General features: G+C 65.6%; 17 protein-coding genes. 7 read left to right on the forward strand and 10 right to left on the reverse strand.

Translation table 11 applies throughout. The annotated features are described in order from the left end of the window. Positions 1-32: 32 nt before the first annotated feature. The 6 genes from W823_RS32085 to W823_RS32105 form a co-directional block, all read right to left on the reverse strand. Positions 33-1,298: a glutamate-5-semialdehyde dehydrogenase gene (locus tag W823_RS32085; RefSeq protein ID WP_023954041.1), complete on the reverse strand. Its 1,266-nt coding sequence runs from the start codon at positions 1,296-1,298 to the stop codon at positions 33-35. 26 nt (positions 1,299-1,324) lie between these two features. Next, positions 1,325-2,134, reverse strand: a complete 810-nt coding sequence (locus W823_RS32090) for a crotonase/enoyl-CoA hydratase family protein (protein WP_023954044.1) — start codon at positions 2,132-2,134, stop codon at positions 1,325-1,327. Between the two features lie 84 nt (positions 2,135-2,218). Further along, on the reverse strand, positions 2,219-3,103 hold the full coding sequence (locus tag W823_RS32095; protein ID WP_023954046.1) for a ribokinase: 885 nt from the start codon (positions 3,101-3,103) through the stop codon (positions 2,219-2,221). A 103-nt stretch (positions 3,104-3,206) separates the two neighbouring features. Then, positions 3,207-3,848 (reverse strand): HNH endonuclease family protein, encoded by a 642-nt coding sequence (locus W823_RS0127435; RefSeq protein WP_051406301.1) that lies wholly within the window; start codon positions 3,846-3,848, stop codon positions 3,207-3,209. 49 nt (positions 3,849-3,897) lie between these two features. Then, entirely contained in the window at positions 3,898-6,201 is a 2,304-nt protein-coding gene (recG, locus tag W823_RS32100; RefSeq protein WP_023954055.1) for an ATP-dependent DNA helicase RecG, read from the reverse strand. Positions 6,202-6,214: 13 nt separating this feature from the next. Beyond that, entirely contained in the window at positions 6,215-7,867 is a 1,653-nt protein-coding gene (locus tag W823_RS32105) for a DAK2 domain-containing protein (protein ID WP_023954057.1), read from the reverse strand. A gap of 237 nt (positions 7,868-8,104) precedes the next feature. On the opposite strand from W823_RS32105, the gene rpmB reads away from it, so the two are divergent. Continuing rightward, positions 8,105-8,296 (forward strand): 50S ribosomal protein L28, encoded by a 192-nt coding sequence (rpmB, locus tag W823_RS56980; protein ID WP_023954059.1) that lies wholly within the window; start codon positions 8,105-8,107, stop codon positions 8,294-8,296. A gap of 4 nt (positions 8,297-8,300) precedes the next feature. After that, a complete protein-coding gene (locus tag W823_RS32110; protein WP_023954061.1) occupies positions 8,301-9,122 on the forward strand; it encodes an enoyl-CoA hydratase/isomerase family protein in 822 nt (273 codons plus the stop codon). Positions 9,123-9,154: 32 nt separating this feature from the next. On the opposite strand, the gene W823_RS32115 is transcribed toward W823_RS32110, so the two are convergent. The 3 genes from W823_RS32115 to W823_RS32125 are packed head-to-tail and all read right to left on the reverse strand — an operon-like array spanning position 9,155 to position 11,399. Further along, positions 9,155-9,835 carry a uracil-DNA glycosylase gene (locus tag W823_RS32115; RefSeq protein WP_023954064.1) on the reverse strand — a complete coding sequence of 227 codons (681 nt, stop codon included), beginning with the start codon at positions 9,833-9,835 and terminating at the stop codon, positions 9,155-9,157. A gap of 32 nt (positions 9,836-9,867) precedes the next feature. Beyond that, positions 9,868-10,389, reverse strand: a complete 522-nt coding sequence (locus W823_RS32120; protein ID WP_023954066.1) for a gamma carbonic anhydrase family protein — start codon at positions 10,387-10,389, stop codon at positions 9,868-9,870. 44 nt (positions 10,390-10,433) lie between these two features. Beyond that, positions 10,434-11,399 (reverse strand): thiamine-phosphate kinase, encoded by a 966-nt coding sequence (locus tag W823_RS32125; protein WP_031331096.1) that lies wholly within the window; start codon positions 11,397-11,399, stop codon positions 10,434-10,436. A gap of 70 nt (positions 11,400-11,469) precedes the next feature. Here W823_RS32125 and W823_RS32130 point away from each other — a divergent pair, with 70 nt between their 5' ends. Beyond that, positions 11,470-11,778: an Lrp/AsnC ligand binding domain-containing protein gene (locus W823_RS32130; protein WP_051406303.1), complete on the forward strand. Its 309-nt coding sequence runs from the start codon at positions 11,470-11,472 to the stop codon at positions 11,776-11,778. Continuing rightward, entirely contained in the window at positions 11,775-12,311 is a 537-nt protein-coding gene (locus tag W823_RS32135) for a DUF3515 domain-containing protein (protein ID WP_023954071.1), read from the forward strand. Before W823_RS32130 ends, W823_RS32135 begins: the two co-directional genes overlap by 4 nt. Before the next feature lie 10 nt (positions 12,312-12,321). Here W823_RS32135 and W823_RS32140 read toward each other — a convergent pair whose 3' ends face one another. After that, a complete protein-coding gene (locus W823_RS32140) occupies positions 12,322-13,317 on the reverse strand; it encodes an NAD(P)H-dependent glycerol-3-phosphate dehydrogenase (protein ID WP_023954073.1) in 996 nt (331 codons plus the stop codon). 156 nt (positions 13,318-13,473) lie between these two features. Here W823_RS32140 and cofC point away from each other — a divergent pair, with 156 nt between their 5' ends. From cofC to W823_RS32155, 3 genes are all read left to right on the forward strand, one after another. Continuing rightward, positions 13,474-14,148: a 2-phospho-L-lactate guanylyltransferase gene (gene cofC, locus W823_RS32145; protein WP_023954077.1), complete on the forward strand. Its 675-nt coding sequence runs from the start codon at positions 13,474-13,476 to the stop codon at positions 14,146-14,148. Positions 14,149-14,239: 91 nt separating this feature from the next. After that, positions 14,240-16,396 (forward strand): RNA degradosome polyphosphate kinase, encoded by a 2,157-nt coding sequence (locus W823_RS32150; RefSeq protein ID WP_152537948.1) that lies wholly within the window; start codon positions 14,240-14,242, stop codon positions 16,394-16,396. Then, positions 16,393-17,316: a bifunctional NUDIX hydrolase/histidine phosphatase family protein gene (locus tag W823_RS32155; RefSeq protein WP_023954081.1), complete on the forward strand. Its 924-nt coding sequence runs from the start codon at positions 16,393-16,395 to the stop codon at positions 17,314-17,316. The genes W823_RS32150 and W823_RS32155 overlap by 4 nt, the downstream gene beginning before the upstream one ends. Positions 17,317-17,539: the final 223 nt, after the last annotated feature.

The following is a 17,539-nucleotide window of genomic DNA, read 5'->3' on the forward strand; positions in this document are numbered from 1 at the left end:
AAAATCAGGTGTCAGCCGGCTCGTCCACCGGGTCAGCGAGGCCGCGTCTGGCCGTTCCCCCACGCGATCCACTTCGTGGACGTGAGTTCCGGAAGTCCCATCGGTCCACGGGCGTGCAACTTCTGCGTGGAGATACCGATCTCGGCGCCGAAGCCGAACTGTTCACCGTCGGTGAATGCGGTGGACGCGTTCACCATCACCGCGGCGGCATCGACGCGGTTGGTGAACTCTTCGGCGGCAGCGAGGTCCGTGGTGACGATGGCCTCGGTGTGGCTGGTGCCGTACCGGTCGATGTGGTCGATCGCCTCGTCGATCCCACCCACGATCTTCACAGCGATGTCGAGGGTGAGGTATTCGTCGGCCCAGTCCTGCTCGGTCGCCGGAACCATGCCCGGTTCGTCCCCGTGGATGGTCACCCCCGAGGTCTGCAAGACCTGGGTCAGTCGCGGCAGGGCGGTCTCCGCGATGGCCCGGTCGACCAAGACGGTCTCGGCGGTGTTGCACACGCTCGGTCGGCGGGTCTTGGAGTTGACCACCAGATCCTCGGCCATGTCGAGATCGGCGGCTGCGTGAATGTAGATGTGGCAGTTGCCCGTACCGGTCTCGATGGTCGGCACGGTCGCGTTCTCCACGACTGCTTTGATCAACCCGGCCCCGCCACGTGGGATGACCACATCGACCAGTCCACGAGCCCGGATCAGATGGGTAACACTCGACCGGTCGTCGGACGGGAGCAGTTGGACGGCATCAGCGGGCACACCAGCGGCGGTCAGCGTCTCGCGCAGGATGCGTACCAGCTCTGCGTTCGAACCCGCCGCGGACGACGACCCACGAAGAAGCGCTGCGTTACCCGATTTCAGCGCGATACCGAATGCGTCGACGGTGACGTTGGGCCGCGCCTCGTACACCATCCCGACGACACCGAGGGGCACGCGGACCTGACGCAACTGCATCCCGTTGGGCAACGTCTTGCCCTGGATGACGTCGCCGATCGGATCGGGCAGAACGGCGACTTGCCGCAGGCCCTGGGCGATGCCCTCGACGCGGTCGGCGGTCAGACGCAGGCGGTCGATGAGACTGGCCTCCACACCTGCCGCCTCGGCCCGGGCGACATCGCCCGCGTTCGCCGCCAGGATGGCATCGGTCTGGACGAGAAGAGCCTCCGCTGCGTCATGCAGCACCTGGTTCTTCTGGATGGTCGTCAGTCGGGCCAGCATCCTGGACGCAGCTTTCGCCGCGGTCGCCTGGGCACGAACGATCTGTTCGACATCAGCCGCAGTGGTGATGGAAGCACTCATCGGTCCAGGATAAGGGTTCAGGGAGTTCATCCCTGATCGACGTCATCCTGGCGGCCGTCTTGTGCGCTGTCGAACGAGCCATGGCGGCCCGCTCCCCCTGCGAACCGAGAAGCACCGGCCACGGTGTCGCTTGCCAACGACGTCAGTCCGTGCGCGAACTCATTGCTCAGTGCATCTCTCTCTGCCATACCTTCCTGCTCGATCACCGACAGCCGGTCCTGACGTAGACACGTCTGCGGGAAGGCAGCGATCTCGCGCGCGAGATGCTTCGCGGCGCGCACCGCTTCGCCGTGCGGCACCACCCTGTTCACCAAGCCGATGTGATGGGCTTCTGAAGCCGAGACCGCCCGTCCGGTCAGGATGAGATCCATCGCATGCGAGGTGCCGATCAGGCGCGGCAACCGCACGGTGCCGCCGTCGATCAGCGGCACACCCCAGCGGCGACAGAACACACCGAGCACCGCGTCATCCTCGGCTATGCGCATGTCGGCCCACAAGGCCAGTTCGAGTCCGCCGGCGACCGCGTGTCCGCTGATGGCCGCGATCACCGGTTTGGACAGTTGCATCCGGGTCGGTCCCATCGGGCCGTCGCCATCGGGCTCCACCCGGTTGACCTTGTCTCCGGTCGCGACCGCTTTGAGATCTGCACCGGCGCAGAAGGTTCCACCCTCTCCGTGCAGTACCGCGACCGCGGCGTCGGGATCGGCGTCAAACGCGCGAAAGGCGTCCGCCAGCGCTGCGGCGGTCTCGCCGTCGACGGCGTTGCGCACCTCGGGCCGGTTGATGCCGATCGTGGTGACCGATCCTTCGCGGCGCACCACCACTGTGTTCGTCATGTGTCTCCCTTGGCCGGATGGGTCCGAACGTATCGCCGAAACCGCAGCGGCGACGCCTCTTCGACGCACATGCGCGCGGCAGAGCTACCTGAGGGAAGCGACGTAGTCCGTCGCCCTGGCTGCGGACCGGCGTGCCGCCGACTGCAGATCCGATCCCGCGGCCAGGTATGCAGCAAGAGAACCGACGAAGTGGTCACCGGCTCCCGTTGTGTCATGTGCGTGCACCTTCTCGACGTCGAATGTCTCGACCGAGCCGCCTGTGGCAACCACCACGCCGCGGGCGCCGAGAGTGATGACCACCGACCGCGCCACCTCCAGCAGTCGCCGGGCCATGTCGCCGGGATCAGTGAGCCGCCGGTCGCCGCAGTAATACTCGGCCTCCACCGCGTTGACCACCAACGGGTCGGCCGCGCCCAAAATGTTGTTGTCCAGCGGGGCGACCGGGCTGGGGTTGAGGATGAAACGGCAGTCGCCGGCTTCGTTCCATCCCACCACGGCCGCCGTCACCGATCGTGGGGATTCCAGTTGCGTCAGAACCACTTTCGGGGCGAGAGCGTCGAGCGCAGCGGTGACATGGTCCGCCGAGACCTGATCATTGGCACCGGAGATGACGATGATGCTGTTGTCTCCATCGGCATCGACCTCGATGACGGCGCGGCCACTTGCGCCGGCCACCTCGACGACGTGGCGGGTGTCCACACCGGCGGCGTCCTGGTGCCGGCGCATCGTTGTACCCGCGTCGTCGTCGCCCACTGCACCGATCAGGGCGGTGGGGCCGATGTCTACTGCCGCAAGTGCCTGATTCGCCCCTTTACCGCCGGGCCGTTCCACGTAGCTCGTGCCCATCACCGTCTCGCCGACCCGTGGCCGACGGTCGGTGCGGACCACGAGGTCCAGGTTCAACGTGCCGACCACTGCGACCAGTGGCGAGCCGACGTCCGATGCTGCTCTCGATTCGGGACTACGCATGTCTGCGATTGTCCCCCGACGACCGCGCCGTTGTCGCCGTCCTGATCCAAGGCGGAAAGCCAGGCACGCTCGACCAGCATCTCGGCCCGATCCGCGGTCGCATTCAACAGGTTGCCAGGGCCTTTCGGAGCACTGGATACGACGCGCGGTCGAGATACAGCCCGTACGCTCGCACCACCCTGACGAACTGGCTTGCATACTGGCAGTGAAACGCCGCGTTGGCGGGCATCCATCGCGAGGGCTGCTTGTCGCTCTTGTCCTGGTTCGCTTCCCCGTCGACCGCCACCAGGTTCGCCGGATCGTTCGCAAACCGTTGTCTCACAACGGCATCCCAGCGACGCGCACCCATCGACCAGGCGTAGGCCAACGGCACGATGTGGTCGATCTGCACCTTTGCGCCGGACCCTTTGCCCCGCCGGAAGACAATCCAGCGCCCGCTGTACGGGCTCTGCAGTTCACCGGCGGCCACCGCTCGCGGACAACTGTCGATGGCCGTGAACACCTTGTCGCGCAGGTCCCGATCGAGTATGTCGTTGCGGGTGTCGCATCCGTTGCCGGCTCCCCGCGCATCGGTACCGTCGGTCCACGCCTCGCCGAAGGAGCTGCGTTCGTAGTCGGTCGATTTCGGGCGCTCCGCGAGTGCCGGGATCACCGCCAAGTCGGCCAGAACCGCTCGGGCATCGGTGGACCCGATGTGCGGATCCACACCGGTGAGCCCGTCGCTCGCCGCGAACACCGCCGCCATCGCGAAGGCGAACAGCGCCAACCACCACTTCAGGGCAACGGTACCGCCGTCACGACTTGTCCAGATAGGCCAACCGGACGGGCCCGAGGATCGAGTCGACGAGACCCGCCATCGGCTTGTGGTCGACGAGCGTGAGGTCGCGGCCCACCACTTCGTCGGCCAGCGCGCGGGTGTCCTCGATGAGGTCGCCGTCGGTGAGGAGAGAGAGGAACTTGAGCGACGACGTCTGCCCCGATTGGAGGGAGCCAAGCAGATCACCTTCCCTCCGCTGCGCCAGGTCGACGATCGACAACGCGAATCCGTCATTGGACTCCGCGACAGCCCGTAACCGTTCCATCGCCGGCGACATCTCCGACGCACCGGTCACCAGAAGACACAATCCGGGCAGACCACCACGGCCGACGCGGCCCCGCAATTGGTGCAGCTGACTGACCCCGAAACGCTCGGCGTCCACGATCACCATGGTGGTCGCATTGGGCACGTCCACTCCCACCTCGATCACCGTTGTCGATACCAAGATGTCGATGTCCCCTGCGGTGAAGTCGGCCATCAGCAGGGCCTTCTCGTCCGCGGGCAGTCGACCGTGCAGGAGGCCGAGGCGATGAACACCCAACCGCCCTTCACTCAGCGTTGTGAACATGTCCACCGCGGACGTGGCCGGTTCGGCTGCTGCTTCGGCGCCTTTGCGCTCCGACTTCTGCCCGGCCGCAGTCCCGTCGTCGCCGATCCGGGCGCACACCACATACACCTGTCGACCGGCCTCGACCTCCTCGTTCACCCGTTCCCAGACACGCTGGACCCATTTCGGATTCCCACGCGGGACCACACTCGTGGTGATGGGTTGACGACCACGCGGCAGCTCTCGGAGCGTGGAGGTCTCGAGGTCTCCGAACACGGTCATGGCCACAGTGCGCGGGATGGGGGTTGCCGTCATCACCAGCAGATGCGGGACGATTCCGTCGCGTCCACGGGACCGCAACGTATCGCGCTGTTCCACACCGAATCTGTGCTGCTCGTCGACCACGACAAAACCGAGGTTGAAGAAGTCGACGTGTTCCTGGAGGAGCGCGTGGGTGCCGATCAAGATGCCCACCTGGCCGGTGACGGTTTCCAGAAGCGCGGTGCGTTTGGCCGCCGTCTTCATGGATCCGGTGATCAGCGCGATCCGGGTGGCTCCCTCCTCTCCGTCGAGCTCACCTTCTCGCGCGAGTCCTCCGAGCATCGCCTCGAGCGTCCGGAGATGCTGAGCGGCAAGGACTTCCGTCGGAGCCAGCAGCGCGCACTGGTAGCCGTTGTCGATCACCCTCAGCATCACCAGCAGCGCCACCAGGGTTTTGCCCGACCCGACCTCTCCCTGCAGCAGCCTGCTCATCGGCGCGACGCTGGACTGATCGGCCGCGGCGATCGGGGCCGCGAGGTCGGCGCTGATCTCGTCGATCACGGCCGCCTGACCTTCGGTCAGAGTGAAGGGCAGCCGCGCGATCATCTTGTCCTCGAGGCCACCGGGTACATGCCGACAGACAGGGCCGGCCGCACCGCGGTCGACGTGGCGTCGCTGCGCCAGTGCCAGTTGCAACGCGAGCGCCTCGTCGAACTTGAGTCGGGCGCGCGCCTGGTCGATGTCGTTCTGCCCCTCGGGCACGTGAATCTTGCGAAGTGCCTCGTCGGCACCGATCAACCCGCGGGCGAGCCGCTCGGTGTCGGGCAACGGGTCGTCGATCGGATCGAGTTGGCCGAGAACGGCGCGCACGCACTGCCAGATGGTCCACGCCTGCAACTTGGCCGTGCCCCGGTACACGGGGATCACATCGCGCAGGAACTCGGCGAAGTCGATCGACCCATCTTTTTCTCCGCCGCCGTCTCCTGCGTCCACCGCAAGCGCTTTGGCGATCCCCGCCATCACCGCCGACCCCACCGCATCGTCGGCCTCGATCGAGGTGCCGTCCTCTGGCAGCAGCAGCCAGTTCGGGTGTGTGAGCTGTAGTTCGTTGCGGAAGTACTTGACCTCGCCGGCCATCATCACCCGCGTCCCCTTGGGAAGCTTCGCGGCGATCCACGGCGAGTTGAAGAACGTGACAGCGATCCGGACGTTCCCGTCGAAGACAACGAGTTTGACCATCTTCCGGCGGGAATTGCGGATCGGGATCGTCTTGTTCTCCTCGACCCGGGCCACCACGGTGAGGCGCTCACCGGGTTCGGGTTTGCGTTCGCCCGAGAGATCACCTTGTTTGACGTAGCGGTCGGGAACGTAGCGTAGGAGCTCACCGACGGTCTGCACCTTGATCTGTTCCTCGAGCATGTCGGCTGCTTTGGCGCCGAGCACCGTCTCGAGCGAGTCGGACAGCGAAACCACTAGCGTGCCATGCCTATTCGACTCCGACCTGCAAGAGCTCGCCGACCTGGCCGCCGGGGTAGCTGACGAACTCGACACCGGGGTGGTTGGTGTTCACATGGTGCTCGAGCTGCTCCAGAACCCCTGGATCGAGGTTCCGGCCCGCCAGCACGCTGACCATCTCGCCACCTGTGCTGAGCAGCAGATCGATCAGACCTGTCGCAGCGCCGAGGATCTCCCTGTCGATCACCAGGACTCCGTCGCCGATGAGTCCGAGATGGTCACCCGGCCGACAGGTTCCGGCAAAGGTCAGGGCGGTCTCGGTGGCCACCACCACCGCGCCGAAACGCGTTGCGGCGGCTGCTTCAGCCATCGCGTAGGCGTCGTCGTCGGCCAGTTCGGTCGGGTCGTGGACTGCCATCGCCGACAGACTCTGCACCATCGACCCGCCCGGGAGGATGACCACCGAGCGCTCCCGCGAGCGGGCAGCGGCAGCGACGGCGACGAGTTCCTGCGCCGGCAATGCCCCATTGCCCATCAACACCACATGTGCACTGTCGACCTCGATGATCGCCTTGGCCAACGCGTCCGCATCCAGTTCGCCGGCACCGTCGGTGTCGGCGCGGACCACCACGGCCCCCTCCTGTTCGAACAACTCGGCAGCCTCGTCGCCGGTGACCACGGCCACGACCGCGCGTTTACGTTTGGGAAGGTGACCGGAGTCGTCGTCCTGGCCTCGATGGGCATCGAGCAAAAAGCAGCTGATCCGGATGTCGGAGACCCTTCCCAGGGCCAGCCCCGCCTCGATCGCCGCACCCGGTTCACAGGTGTGCACGTGAATCGAGAATCGTTCACCTGCTTCGTCATCGGCACTGTCACCGACGATCACCACCGCATCACCGAGATTGTCCAGATCGCGCCGCAACGTCGAGATCTGCTCTGCGGCAGCGCCTTCGAGGAGATACATCACCTCGAAATCCATCTCATCGTCGCTCTCGCACGTCTCGCCGATCTGGTGCCCGATGCGGTCACCGCCACCGGCAAGCGCGCCCTGATAACGACGGCGGCGTGCAGATACACCGGTGAGTACCTTGACCAGTTCGTCGAAGATCACGAGCAGACCTCGTCCACCGGCGTCGACCACCCCGGCCTGAGCCAGCACGTCGAGTTGGCCGGTGGTGAGGTCGAGATCCTCGGCGCAGCCGTCGGCGATCGCCCTGGCGAGGTCGGCAGGCGTCGCCTCGATGTGTTCGGCGGCATTGTGCGCCGCGCGCCGCAGCAACGTGAGGACGGTGCCTTCACGCGGCTGGCTCACCGCGCGCGTGGCGGCCAGCGATCCGAGACGCAGGCCCGCGACCCACAATTGGTTGAAGGAGACACGGCCGCCGATGGAATTGACCTCGGCAGCGTCGGCCAGTCCGACGAGGACCTGCGAGAGAATGATGCCCGAGTTACCCCGCGCCTTGCCCACGGCACCATCAGCCATCGCCCTGGCGACCGTCGCCGTGTCGGCATCGGCCTGTACCTCGCTCACTGCGTCGGCTGCCGCCATCATCGTGTGCAGCATGTTGCTGCCGGTGTCCGAATCCGGGATGGGGAAGACGTTGAGGTCGTTGATCTCGGCGCGGACGGCGCCGAGTCCTGCCACCGCACCCTCGATCCAGTCGCGCAACAACCCGGGATCCATGGCGGGTACACCAACCTGCTCCGTCAATGTCCGCACCTCCCCTCATGTGGTCTGTTCCACAGACTAATCTGAGGGGACGACCAACCGGACCCGGCCGTATCAGCGGGACGGGGACGTGAGGCTATTTGGATCGCGGCCCACCGAGCCGCTATCCTTGCAGGGTTGCCTATCGGACGCCGGCGTCACGCCGAACACCGAGGGGCCATGACCACCAGTTTCTCACTAAGGAGTTCGACGATGGCTGCCGTCTGCGACGTATGCGCCAAGGGCCCCGGCTTCGGTAAGTCGGTCTCTCACTCACACCGGCGTACCAACCGGCGCTGGAACCCGAACATCCAGACCGTTCGGGCCCAGATCGCTCCCGGAAACCGCAAGCGCCTGAATGTTTGCACCTCATGCCTGAAGGCCGGCAAGGTCGTCCGGGGCTGACCCCGTGACCGACACACGGCCGGAATCGACCGTCGAGTCCGATTCCGTCCAGCTCAGCGACGACGGCGTTCTGCGGATCGCCGTCGCCTCTGACAAAGCGGGCAACTCCTTGGACCGCGGTTATTTCAACCGCGGCACAGAGGTCTTGCTCCAGGTGGCGCGTGGCGAGATCAAAGCCGGTGCCATTCTTCTGATCGGTACCGGCGCCAACTTCTGCGCGGGCGGCAACGTCCGCGATTTCGCGGCTGCCGACGATCGACCTGATTTCCTCGGCGGTCTCGCCGGTGACTTCCACCACTTCATCCGAGCCCTCGTCGGAGCCGATCTCCCGATCGTCGCAGCGGTGCACGGTTGGGCCGCCGGCGCGGGGATGAGTTTGGTGACGCACAGCGATGTAGCCATCGGTGGCACATCCAGCAAGATGCGTCCGGCCTACATCGGGATCGGCCTCAGTCCGGACGGCGGCCTCACGTGGTCGCTCCCCCGGGTCGTCGGAGCCGCCCGTGCGCGCGACATCATCTTGACCAACCGGATCGTGGACGCGGCCGGTGCACTCGAACTGGGTTTGCTCTCACGCGTCGTCGAGGACGACGAGGTTCTGGCGACCGCAGAAGCCGCTGCATCCGCGATCGCGGCCGGTCCGTGGCGGGCGTTGTCCGCCACCCGGGCACTTCTCACGAACTCCCCGACATCCACGCTGAGCGATCAGCTCGATGCCGAGGCCGCATCGATATCGGCACTGTCCGGCCAGCCCGACGGAGTCGAAGGCGTCGACGCGTTCGTCGGCAAACGCAAGCCGGACTTCTCTTCCATCAACGGCAAGTAGTCGCCGGTACCGGACTTGCTGTGACGCTGCTGTCACGGCAGGCGCCAGTCCACCTCATCGGCGCCCTGTTCGGCGAGCGCTGCATTGGCACGCGAGAACGGCTTCGACCCGAAGAATCCGCGACTTGCCGACAGCGGCGACGGATGGGGAGACGTGATCGTCGCGACCCCGGGCAACCAGGGCGCAAGTGATGCGGCATCTTTCCCCCACAGAATCGCGACCAACGGCTGATCTCGGGCCGCCAAGGCCTTGATGGCGCACTCGGTGACTGCCTCCCACCCCTTGCCGCGATGGCTCGCCGGGGTTCCGGGCGCGACCGTGAGAACCCGATTGAGCAGCAGTACCCCTTGATCTGCCCAGGGCGTCAGGTCCCCGTTCGACGGTCGCGGAAATCCGAGATCGGAACCGTACTCGGTGAAGATGTTCCCCAGGCTGCGAGGAACCGGTCTCACCTCCGGTGCCACCGAAAAGCTCAGTCCCACGGCATGTCCGGGCGTCGGGTAGGGATCTTGGCCCACCACGAGAACTCTCACCTCGTCGAAGGGACGGGTGAACGCACGCAGGACGTTGGGCCCCGACGGCAGATACGTTCGCCCTGCGGCCAACTCGGCACGCAGGAACTCGCCCATCCGCGCGACATCGTCGGCCACCGGTTCGAGGGCTTTTGCCCAGCCCGCGTCCACGAGTTCGGACAGTGGTCGCCCGTCGGACATATCGCTCCTCACCGTGGGAAAGTGCCGATCACCTAGTCGAGCCGCCTCAGGGCGGTTCGATAGTAGGCGGCATTGTTGGCATACAGATCGACGTTCAGGTCGATGTGACCTTCCGGAACCTGGTAGCCCTGACGTATTTTCGCCGGAACACCGAGCGCCATCGAACGGTCGGGTACCTCGAATTTGAACGGCACCACTGCCCCGGCACCGACAATGGAACCGGCTCCGATCCGAGACCCGTTGAGTACCACCGACCCTGAGGCGATCAGGCAGTTGTCGCCGATCACGGCGCCTTCGATGTGCGCGTTGTGCCCGATGGTGCACCGCGCCCCGATCACCGTCGCGTCCACGAGTGTGCAGTGGATGACGGTGCCGTCCTGGATGTTTGTCCGCTCGCCGACGGTGATGGTTCCGTAGTCGCCCCGAAGCACGGCACCGGGCCATACCGACACCCCCGCGCCGAGCGTGACGGCTCCGATCACCACCGCGTCGGGATGGATGTAGACCCCTTCGCCCAATTGCGGTTCTCGGTCGTCGAGTGCGTAGATCGCCATGGCAGTCACAGTATCGCGGGCGCCCCGGCGGTCGACCGGAGCGGTCAGAATGTCCGCCAGCCGCTATCGAGGTCGGACAGATTCAAGCCCGAGACCACCACCGACGGGCCGCTTTCAGCCGCATGCACCGACCCGATCGCGGTCCACCCCGTCGGCAGCTCACCGGGCGCGAAGGCAGCCAAGAGTTCATGGTCTTCTCCGCCGGCCACGGCCCAGCGGACCGGGTCGACACCCAGCTCGACTGCTGCCGCGGCGAGGTCGGGGGGCACCGGAATGGCAGCGGGGTCCACCCGAAGCGACAGACCCGACATCCTTGCCATCGTGTGCAGTTCACTCGACAAGCCGTCCGAGATGTCGGTCATCGCGTGCACGCCCGACTCCGCCGCGGCCAGGGCCAGCTGCAGGTGCGGTTTCGGAACGCAGTGCGCGGCAACAAGATCGGCGAACTCATCGACGCCTGCCAGCAGGAGAGCAAGGCCCGCGGCGGATCCACCGAGCGGGCCCGATACGGCGAGAACGTCGCCGGCTACCGGTGTGGAGAGTCGAACCGGTGCGCGGTCGTCCATCGCACCGATCGCCGTCACCGCGATCACCAGTTGATCGCCCGCGGTGAGATCGCCACCGACGACCTGCGCCCCGTACCGCGCTGCGGCCTCACGCATTCCGTCGCGGACACCGACCAGTGTTGTGGTGGGGGTTCGATCCGGGCACGTCAGCGACACCACAAAACCGGTGACCCTGGCGCCCATCGACATCACGTCGGCGGCATTGGCCACCACCGCTTTGGCGCCCACCTGACGTGGCGTGCTCCAGTCGAGTCGAAAGTGCTGTCCGTCGACGAGTGCATCGGTGCTCACCACCACCGGTCCGCTGCCGACGAGAACCGCGGCGTCATCACCCGGGCCCAAGATCACCCCATCTGCAGGAGCGGAGTCGTTCTGTGCGGTGAACAACGCGATCAGCTCGTGCTCACCGACGTCGCCGACCGTGCGGACGGGATCGCTGGACAGGTTCCCTCACCGCCCCTCTGTTCATCTCGAGTCTGTTGATTGGCCTCTGAGCACCGTTGTCGGTGAGAATATGTGCCAGTGTATTTGGGTCAGCCACCGGTTGATCGCAGTCGCCAGCGAAAGGAACGCCGTGGTTCAGGCATACATACTGATCCAGACCGAGGTCGGAAAGGCCGCCGTGGCAGCGGCCACCATCTCGGAGATCGACGGCGTCGCCTCGTCGGAGGAGGTCAGCGGCCCTTACGACGTCATCGTGCGCGTGGATGCGACCGATGGGACGCACCTCACCGAAGCGGTGGTACCGAAGATCCAGCAGGTCGAAGGAATCACCCGGACGTTGACCTGCCCGGTGGTGACCGGTACGCCGAGGCAGGGGTGAGCGACTCGTCGACACGCCGGCTCAGTCCGGCCGTGATCGCCAGCATCGTAGCGATCCCGGTCATGGTGATCGTGGGGTTCATCACCTATGCAGTGGTCGGCACAGACGGTGCAACCTCCGACGACACCCCGCTGAAGACGATGGCAGCGCCCGAAAGGGACTCTCCGGAGTGCGCGAAACTCATTGCCGCCCTTCCCGAGAGTTTTGAGGGATTCGGTAAGCGAGAGACCGCTGCGGACGGCCTGGTGACCTGGGCGCCGGGCGACCAGGTGGCCGGACCCGTCCAGGTGCGTTGCGGAGTCGATCGGCCCGAATCGCTCTCGCCGACCTCTGGTTTGCAGGTCGTCGATCCGGTGCAGTGGTTCTCGGTGTCGGCGACAACCGAGGCCAAGGGCTTCCTCTGGTACGCCGTCGACCATCGGCCCTACGTGGCCATCTGGCTACCCGAGAACGTCGGAAATGGCCCCATTCAACAGGTTTCGCAACTGATCGACCAGAACCTCACGAGCGCACCCATCGATCTGGGCGGCTGAGGACGTCACGTCACTCGGGCTTGGTCCGCCGGCCGAGCAGTGAATAGATGGCCTCGGTGACCGTGAGGCCCTCGTGGCAGACCTGGTGAACCGCTTCGGTCAAAGGCATGTCCACACCGTGTTTCTCGGCCAGTGCCCGTACCGACGTGCACGACTTCACACCCTCGGCGACCTGACCGTTGGTGGCTTCTTGAGCCTCTGCCAGAGTCTTGCCCTCCCCCAGCCTGCTGCCGAAAGTGCGATTGCGCGACAGCGGCGAGGAGCATGTGGCGACGAGATCGCCGACCCCGGCCAGCCCGGCGAGTGTTTCCGGTCTCGCCCCCAGCGCGACCCCCAAGCGGATCGTCTCGGCCAGACCGCGAGTGATGATCGATGCCAGGGTGTTCTCCCCGAGGCCGACACCGGACGCCATCCCACATGCGAGGGCGATGACGTTCTTGACCGCGCCCCCGATCTCGCAGCCGACCACATCCGTGTTGGTGTACGGCCGAAAATATCTCGTACTGCACGCCTTCTGGATGTCGCGCGCCCGGGACTCGTCCTCACACGCGACCACGGTCGCGGCGGGTTGGCCGACTGCGATCTCGCCGGCGAGATTGGGCCCCGACAGCACCGCGACGCGATCTGAGGCGGCACCGGTCACCTCGGCGATCACTTCGCTCATCCGCAGCAGCGTCCCGGTTTCCACGCCTTTGGACAACGACATCAGGGTTGCGGTGTCGGCGAGGTGCGGCAGCCAGGTCTGCATACTCGCGCGCAGCGACTGGGAGGGCACGGCACAGACCACCAGGTCGGCACCCGCGAGAACCTCGGCGAGGTCGGCGCTGGCGCGCAGGCCCTCGGGCAGAGGTACCTGTGGCAGGTAATCGGGGTTGGTGTGGGTGCGGTTGATGGCGTCCGCCAGTTCGGGCCTCCTCGACCACAAGACCGTCGGGGTGCCCGCGTCGACCAACACCTTGGCCATCGCAGTGCCCCACGAACCCGAGCCCATCACGACCGCCTGCATCACGCCACCACCTTCTCCATCGTTCTCTGCCGTCCGACTGTGTCGACATCCGCTGCCCGGACCGACCCGATTCTCTCGAACGGTCCAAGACTAGAGGCCACGGAGGTGGTGGGGTGCCTTTTCCCCCCGCGACCACCGGCGACCATGATGGAGGTCATGGATACGCGATCGATCGCAGTCGTCATCGCGGTCAAAGAGCTGAGCGCAGCCAAGACACGGCTGTCGCCGGGCGTCGACGGCAACGCCCGACGCCAACTGGTGCTGGCCATGCTGACCGACACCCTCGCAGCGGTGCGAGCCGCGGGACTCGATCAGGTGGTGGTGGTCAGTCCCGACACATCGGTGGCCGAGGCGGCGCAGGCGAGTGGCGCTCGCACTGTGGTGGACCGCGGCGACGTGCTCAACGGCGATGTTCTCAACGCGGCGTTCGCGATCGGCATCGACCACGCTCTGTCGTTGTGGCCCGGCAGCCGAATCATGGTGCTGCAGGCCGATCTCCCCGCCGTGAGGCCCGAGTCGCTCACGGCCGCCATCGACCGGTCCGCGGATCTGGAGCGGGCCTTCATCGCCGACCATTCGGGCACCGGCACCACCGCACTGTTCCTGAACGCAGCCGATCTCAGCGCCGCCGACACCCTTCGGTTCGGGGCCCATTCGGCCCGAGAACATCGTCGCCGGGGTGCGGTCGAACTCACCGAGGACTCCGGTCGCTGGCCGGACCTGAGGATCGACGTCGACACCGTCGAGGATTTGCTGACCGCACGACGCCTTGGCCTGGGAACTTCCACCAGTGCGGTTCTCGAACGCTTGCAATTGGATGAACAAACCTGATCTCCCGGTGTCGGGGCCCTGACAGATAGGCCATGATGGTCTGGTGAGCACAGCCGAATCAACGACCCCCGCTCCCCGGCCGCGATCGTCGATGCCGGCCGCCCCGCCGGCAGCCACCGCCGCCCCCACCGCCACAGCGGACCTTCCCGAAGACCGTTACCTGAACCGGGAACTGAGTTGGCTCGATTTCAACGCCCGGGTTCTGGCGCTGGCAGAGGACACCTCGCTGCCCTTGCTCGAGAGGGCAAAGTTCTTGGCCATCTTCGCCTCGAACCTCGACGAGTTCTTCATGGTGCGTGTCGCCGGGCTCAAGCGCAGACACGAAACCGGCCTGTCGGTACGGTCGGCCGACGGGCTGTCACCGCGCGAGCAGCTCGCACTCATCGCACAGCGCACACAGGTGCTGGCCGAACGCCACGCCCGAGTCTTCCTCGACTCGGTCCGCAAGGCTCTGGCGGACAACAACATTCACGTCATCACCTGGGACCAGTTGACTGACGACGAGCGCCGCCGGATGGCCGAGTACTTCCACGAAGAGGTCTTCCCGGTTCTGACGCCACTCGCGGTCGACCCGGCGCACCCGTTCCCGTACATCTCCGGCCTCAGCCTCAATCTGGCGGTGACCGTCAAAGACGTCACCGAAGGCGGCGAACATTTCGCGCGCGTCAAGGTGCCCGACAACGTCGACCGCTTCGTTCAGGTCGATCGGTTCATGCCGCCGGAATTCCGGCAGAACTACGCGAAAACCGCCGACACCCCGGCGAAAACGGTTCTGCTGCCGCTGGAGTATCTGATCGCAGCTCACCTCGATCAGCTGTTCCCCGGGATGGAGATCGTCGAGCACCACGCTTTCCGCATCACTCGCAACGCGGATTTCGAGGTGGAGGAAGACCGCGACGAGGATCTCCTGCAGGCACTCGAACGAGAACTGGCGCGGCGACGTTTCGGTTCGCCGGTGCGCCTCGAGGTCGCCGACGACATGACCGAGCACATGCTCGAACTGTTGCTGCGTGAGCTCGACGTCGATCCGGCAGACGTCATCGAAGTTCCCGGGCTGCTCGACCTGTCGAGTCTGTTCCAGGTGGCCGCCGTGGACCGTCCGGCTCTCAAGGACCCGCCGTTCGTCCCGGCCACCCACCCGGCTTTCGGTGAGCGCGAAACACCCAAGAGCATCTTCTCGACCCTGCGTGACGGCGACGTCCTGGTCCATCACCCGTACGACTCGTTCTCCACGAGTGTGCAGAGGTTCCTCGAGCAGGCCGCGGCAGATCCCCAGGTGCTGGCGATCAAGCAGACGCTGTACCGCACCTCGGGCGACTCCCCGATCGTGAACGCATTGATCGACGCCGCCGAGGCCGGCAAACAGGTTGTCGCGCTTGTGGAGATCAAGGCCCGCTTCGACGAGCAGGCCAACATCAAGTGGGCTCGACAGCTCGAGCAGGCCGGCGTGCACGTCGTCTACGGGCTCGTCGGGCTCAAGACACACTGCAAGACATGTCTCGTCGTGCGCCGTGAAGGGTCCACCATCCGCCGGTACTGCCACATCGGAACGGGTAACTACAATCCGAAAACCGCGCGGCTCTACGAAGACGTGGGCCTGTTCACCGCGGCCCCGGACATCGGTGCCGACCTGACCGATCTGTTCAACACCCTCACCGGCTACTCACGGAAGGTGGCCTACCGCAACCTGTTGGTCGCCCCGCACGGAGTGCGGGCGGGCATCATCGACCGGATCCTCGGAGAATGTGAACGGCGTCAGGCCGGTCACACCGATGCTCGGATCCGGTTGAAGATGAATGCTCTGGTTGACGAGCAGGTCATCGACGCCCTGTACCGGGCGTCGCAGGCCGGTGTTCCTGTCGAGGTCGTGGTGCGTGGGATCTGTGCGCTGCGGCCGGGCGTTCCGGGTATGAGCGAGAACATCACCGTCCGCTCGATACTCGGACAGTTCCTGGAGCACTCACGGGTTCTGCATTTCCAGTCCCTCGACGAGTTCTGGATCGGCAGCGCCGACATGATGCACCGCAATCTCGACCGCCGCGTGGAAGTGATGGCGCAGGTGCGCGATCCACGACTGACCCGCGAGCTCGACGACGTCTTCAATTCCGCGATGGACCCGACCACCCGCAGTTGGGTGCTCGGCGAGGACGGCGGCTGGACGGCGTCGCCTGCCGCGGGTGAAGAGGTACGTGATCATCAGCGCCAGATGATGCGTCGCAACCGTAGCCGGGCCGACCTGATCCAGTGAGCAAAGGGGCAGACGGCAAGAACACTGTTGTCTATGCGGCCGGCGGAGTCGTGTGGCGCGAGAACTCCGCCGGTGACGTCGAAGTCGTGATCGTCCACCGCCCGCGGTACGACGACTGGACGCTGCCCAAGGGCAAGGTCGAGCCGGGCGAGACGTTGATCAGCACCGCGGTACGGGAGATCAAAGAAGAGACCGGTTACGACGTCCGGCTGGTACGGCACCTACGCATGGTCAGCTACGACCTACGTGGACCCGGTCGCAAGCACGTGCACTACTGGTCCGCCGAAGCGGTCGGCGGCAGCTTTACACCCAACCACGAGGTTGACGAAATACGTTGGCTGCCAATTGAATCGGCTGCCGAGCAACTTTCCTTCCGGCTGGACCAGAAGGTCCTGGCAACTTTCGAACAGCTACCCGCACGACTCGATACGGTCCTGCTGGTGCGTCACGCCAAGGCGGGCCGCAAATCTCGGTACCACGGCGATGACCGTCTGCGACCGTTGGAGAAGGTCGGCCGAACTCAGTCCGAGGCATTGCTCGGACAGCTCCTCGCGTTCGCGCCCACGCACGTGCACTCCGCTGACCGCGTCCGGTGCGAGCAGACAGTGGCACCGCTTGCTGATGAGCTGGGTGTGTCGATCATCAGTGAACCCAGCCTGGCCGAGGAAGCGTTCAACGAAGATCCCAAACCGGGTCGACGGCGGATCCGAGAGATCGGTTGCGAGAGCGGGATCCATGTCGTGTGCAGTCAGGGCAAGGTCATCCCGCCGCTGATGAAGTGGTGGTCGGCGCACGACGGTGTGAAGCTGCCGCCCGCACGAAATCGTAAGGCGAGCGTGTGGGTGCTTTCTTTGTTGGACGGCAAATTGGTTGCTGCCAACCACATCGACAGCCCACTGCCCGGCAACCCCGGCATCTGATCTCAGGACGTCCCCCGTTGCCTTGGCGCAGGGGTGGCCACACAACGCAAAACAAACCCCGGCGGAGGGAAGGTCCGCCGGGGTTTGTTCGGTCTGGTGCTGGTCTGGCTACTTGCTTGTGCGCTTTGCAGCGGTCTTCTTGGCCGGAGCCTTCTTGGCAGCGGTCTTCTTGGCCGGTGCTGCCGTGGTCTTCTTGGCAGCGGTCTTCTTGGCCGGTGCTGCC

The organism is Williamsia sp. D3, assembly GCF_000506245.1.
Taxonomy (GTDB): Bacteria; Actinomycetota; Actinomycetes; order Mycobacteriales; family Mycobacteriaceae; genus Williamsia; species Williamsia muralis.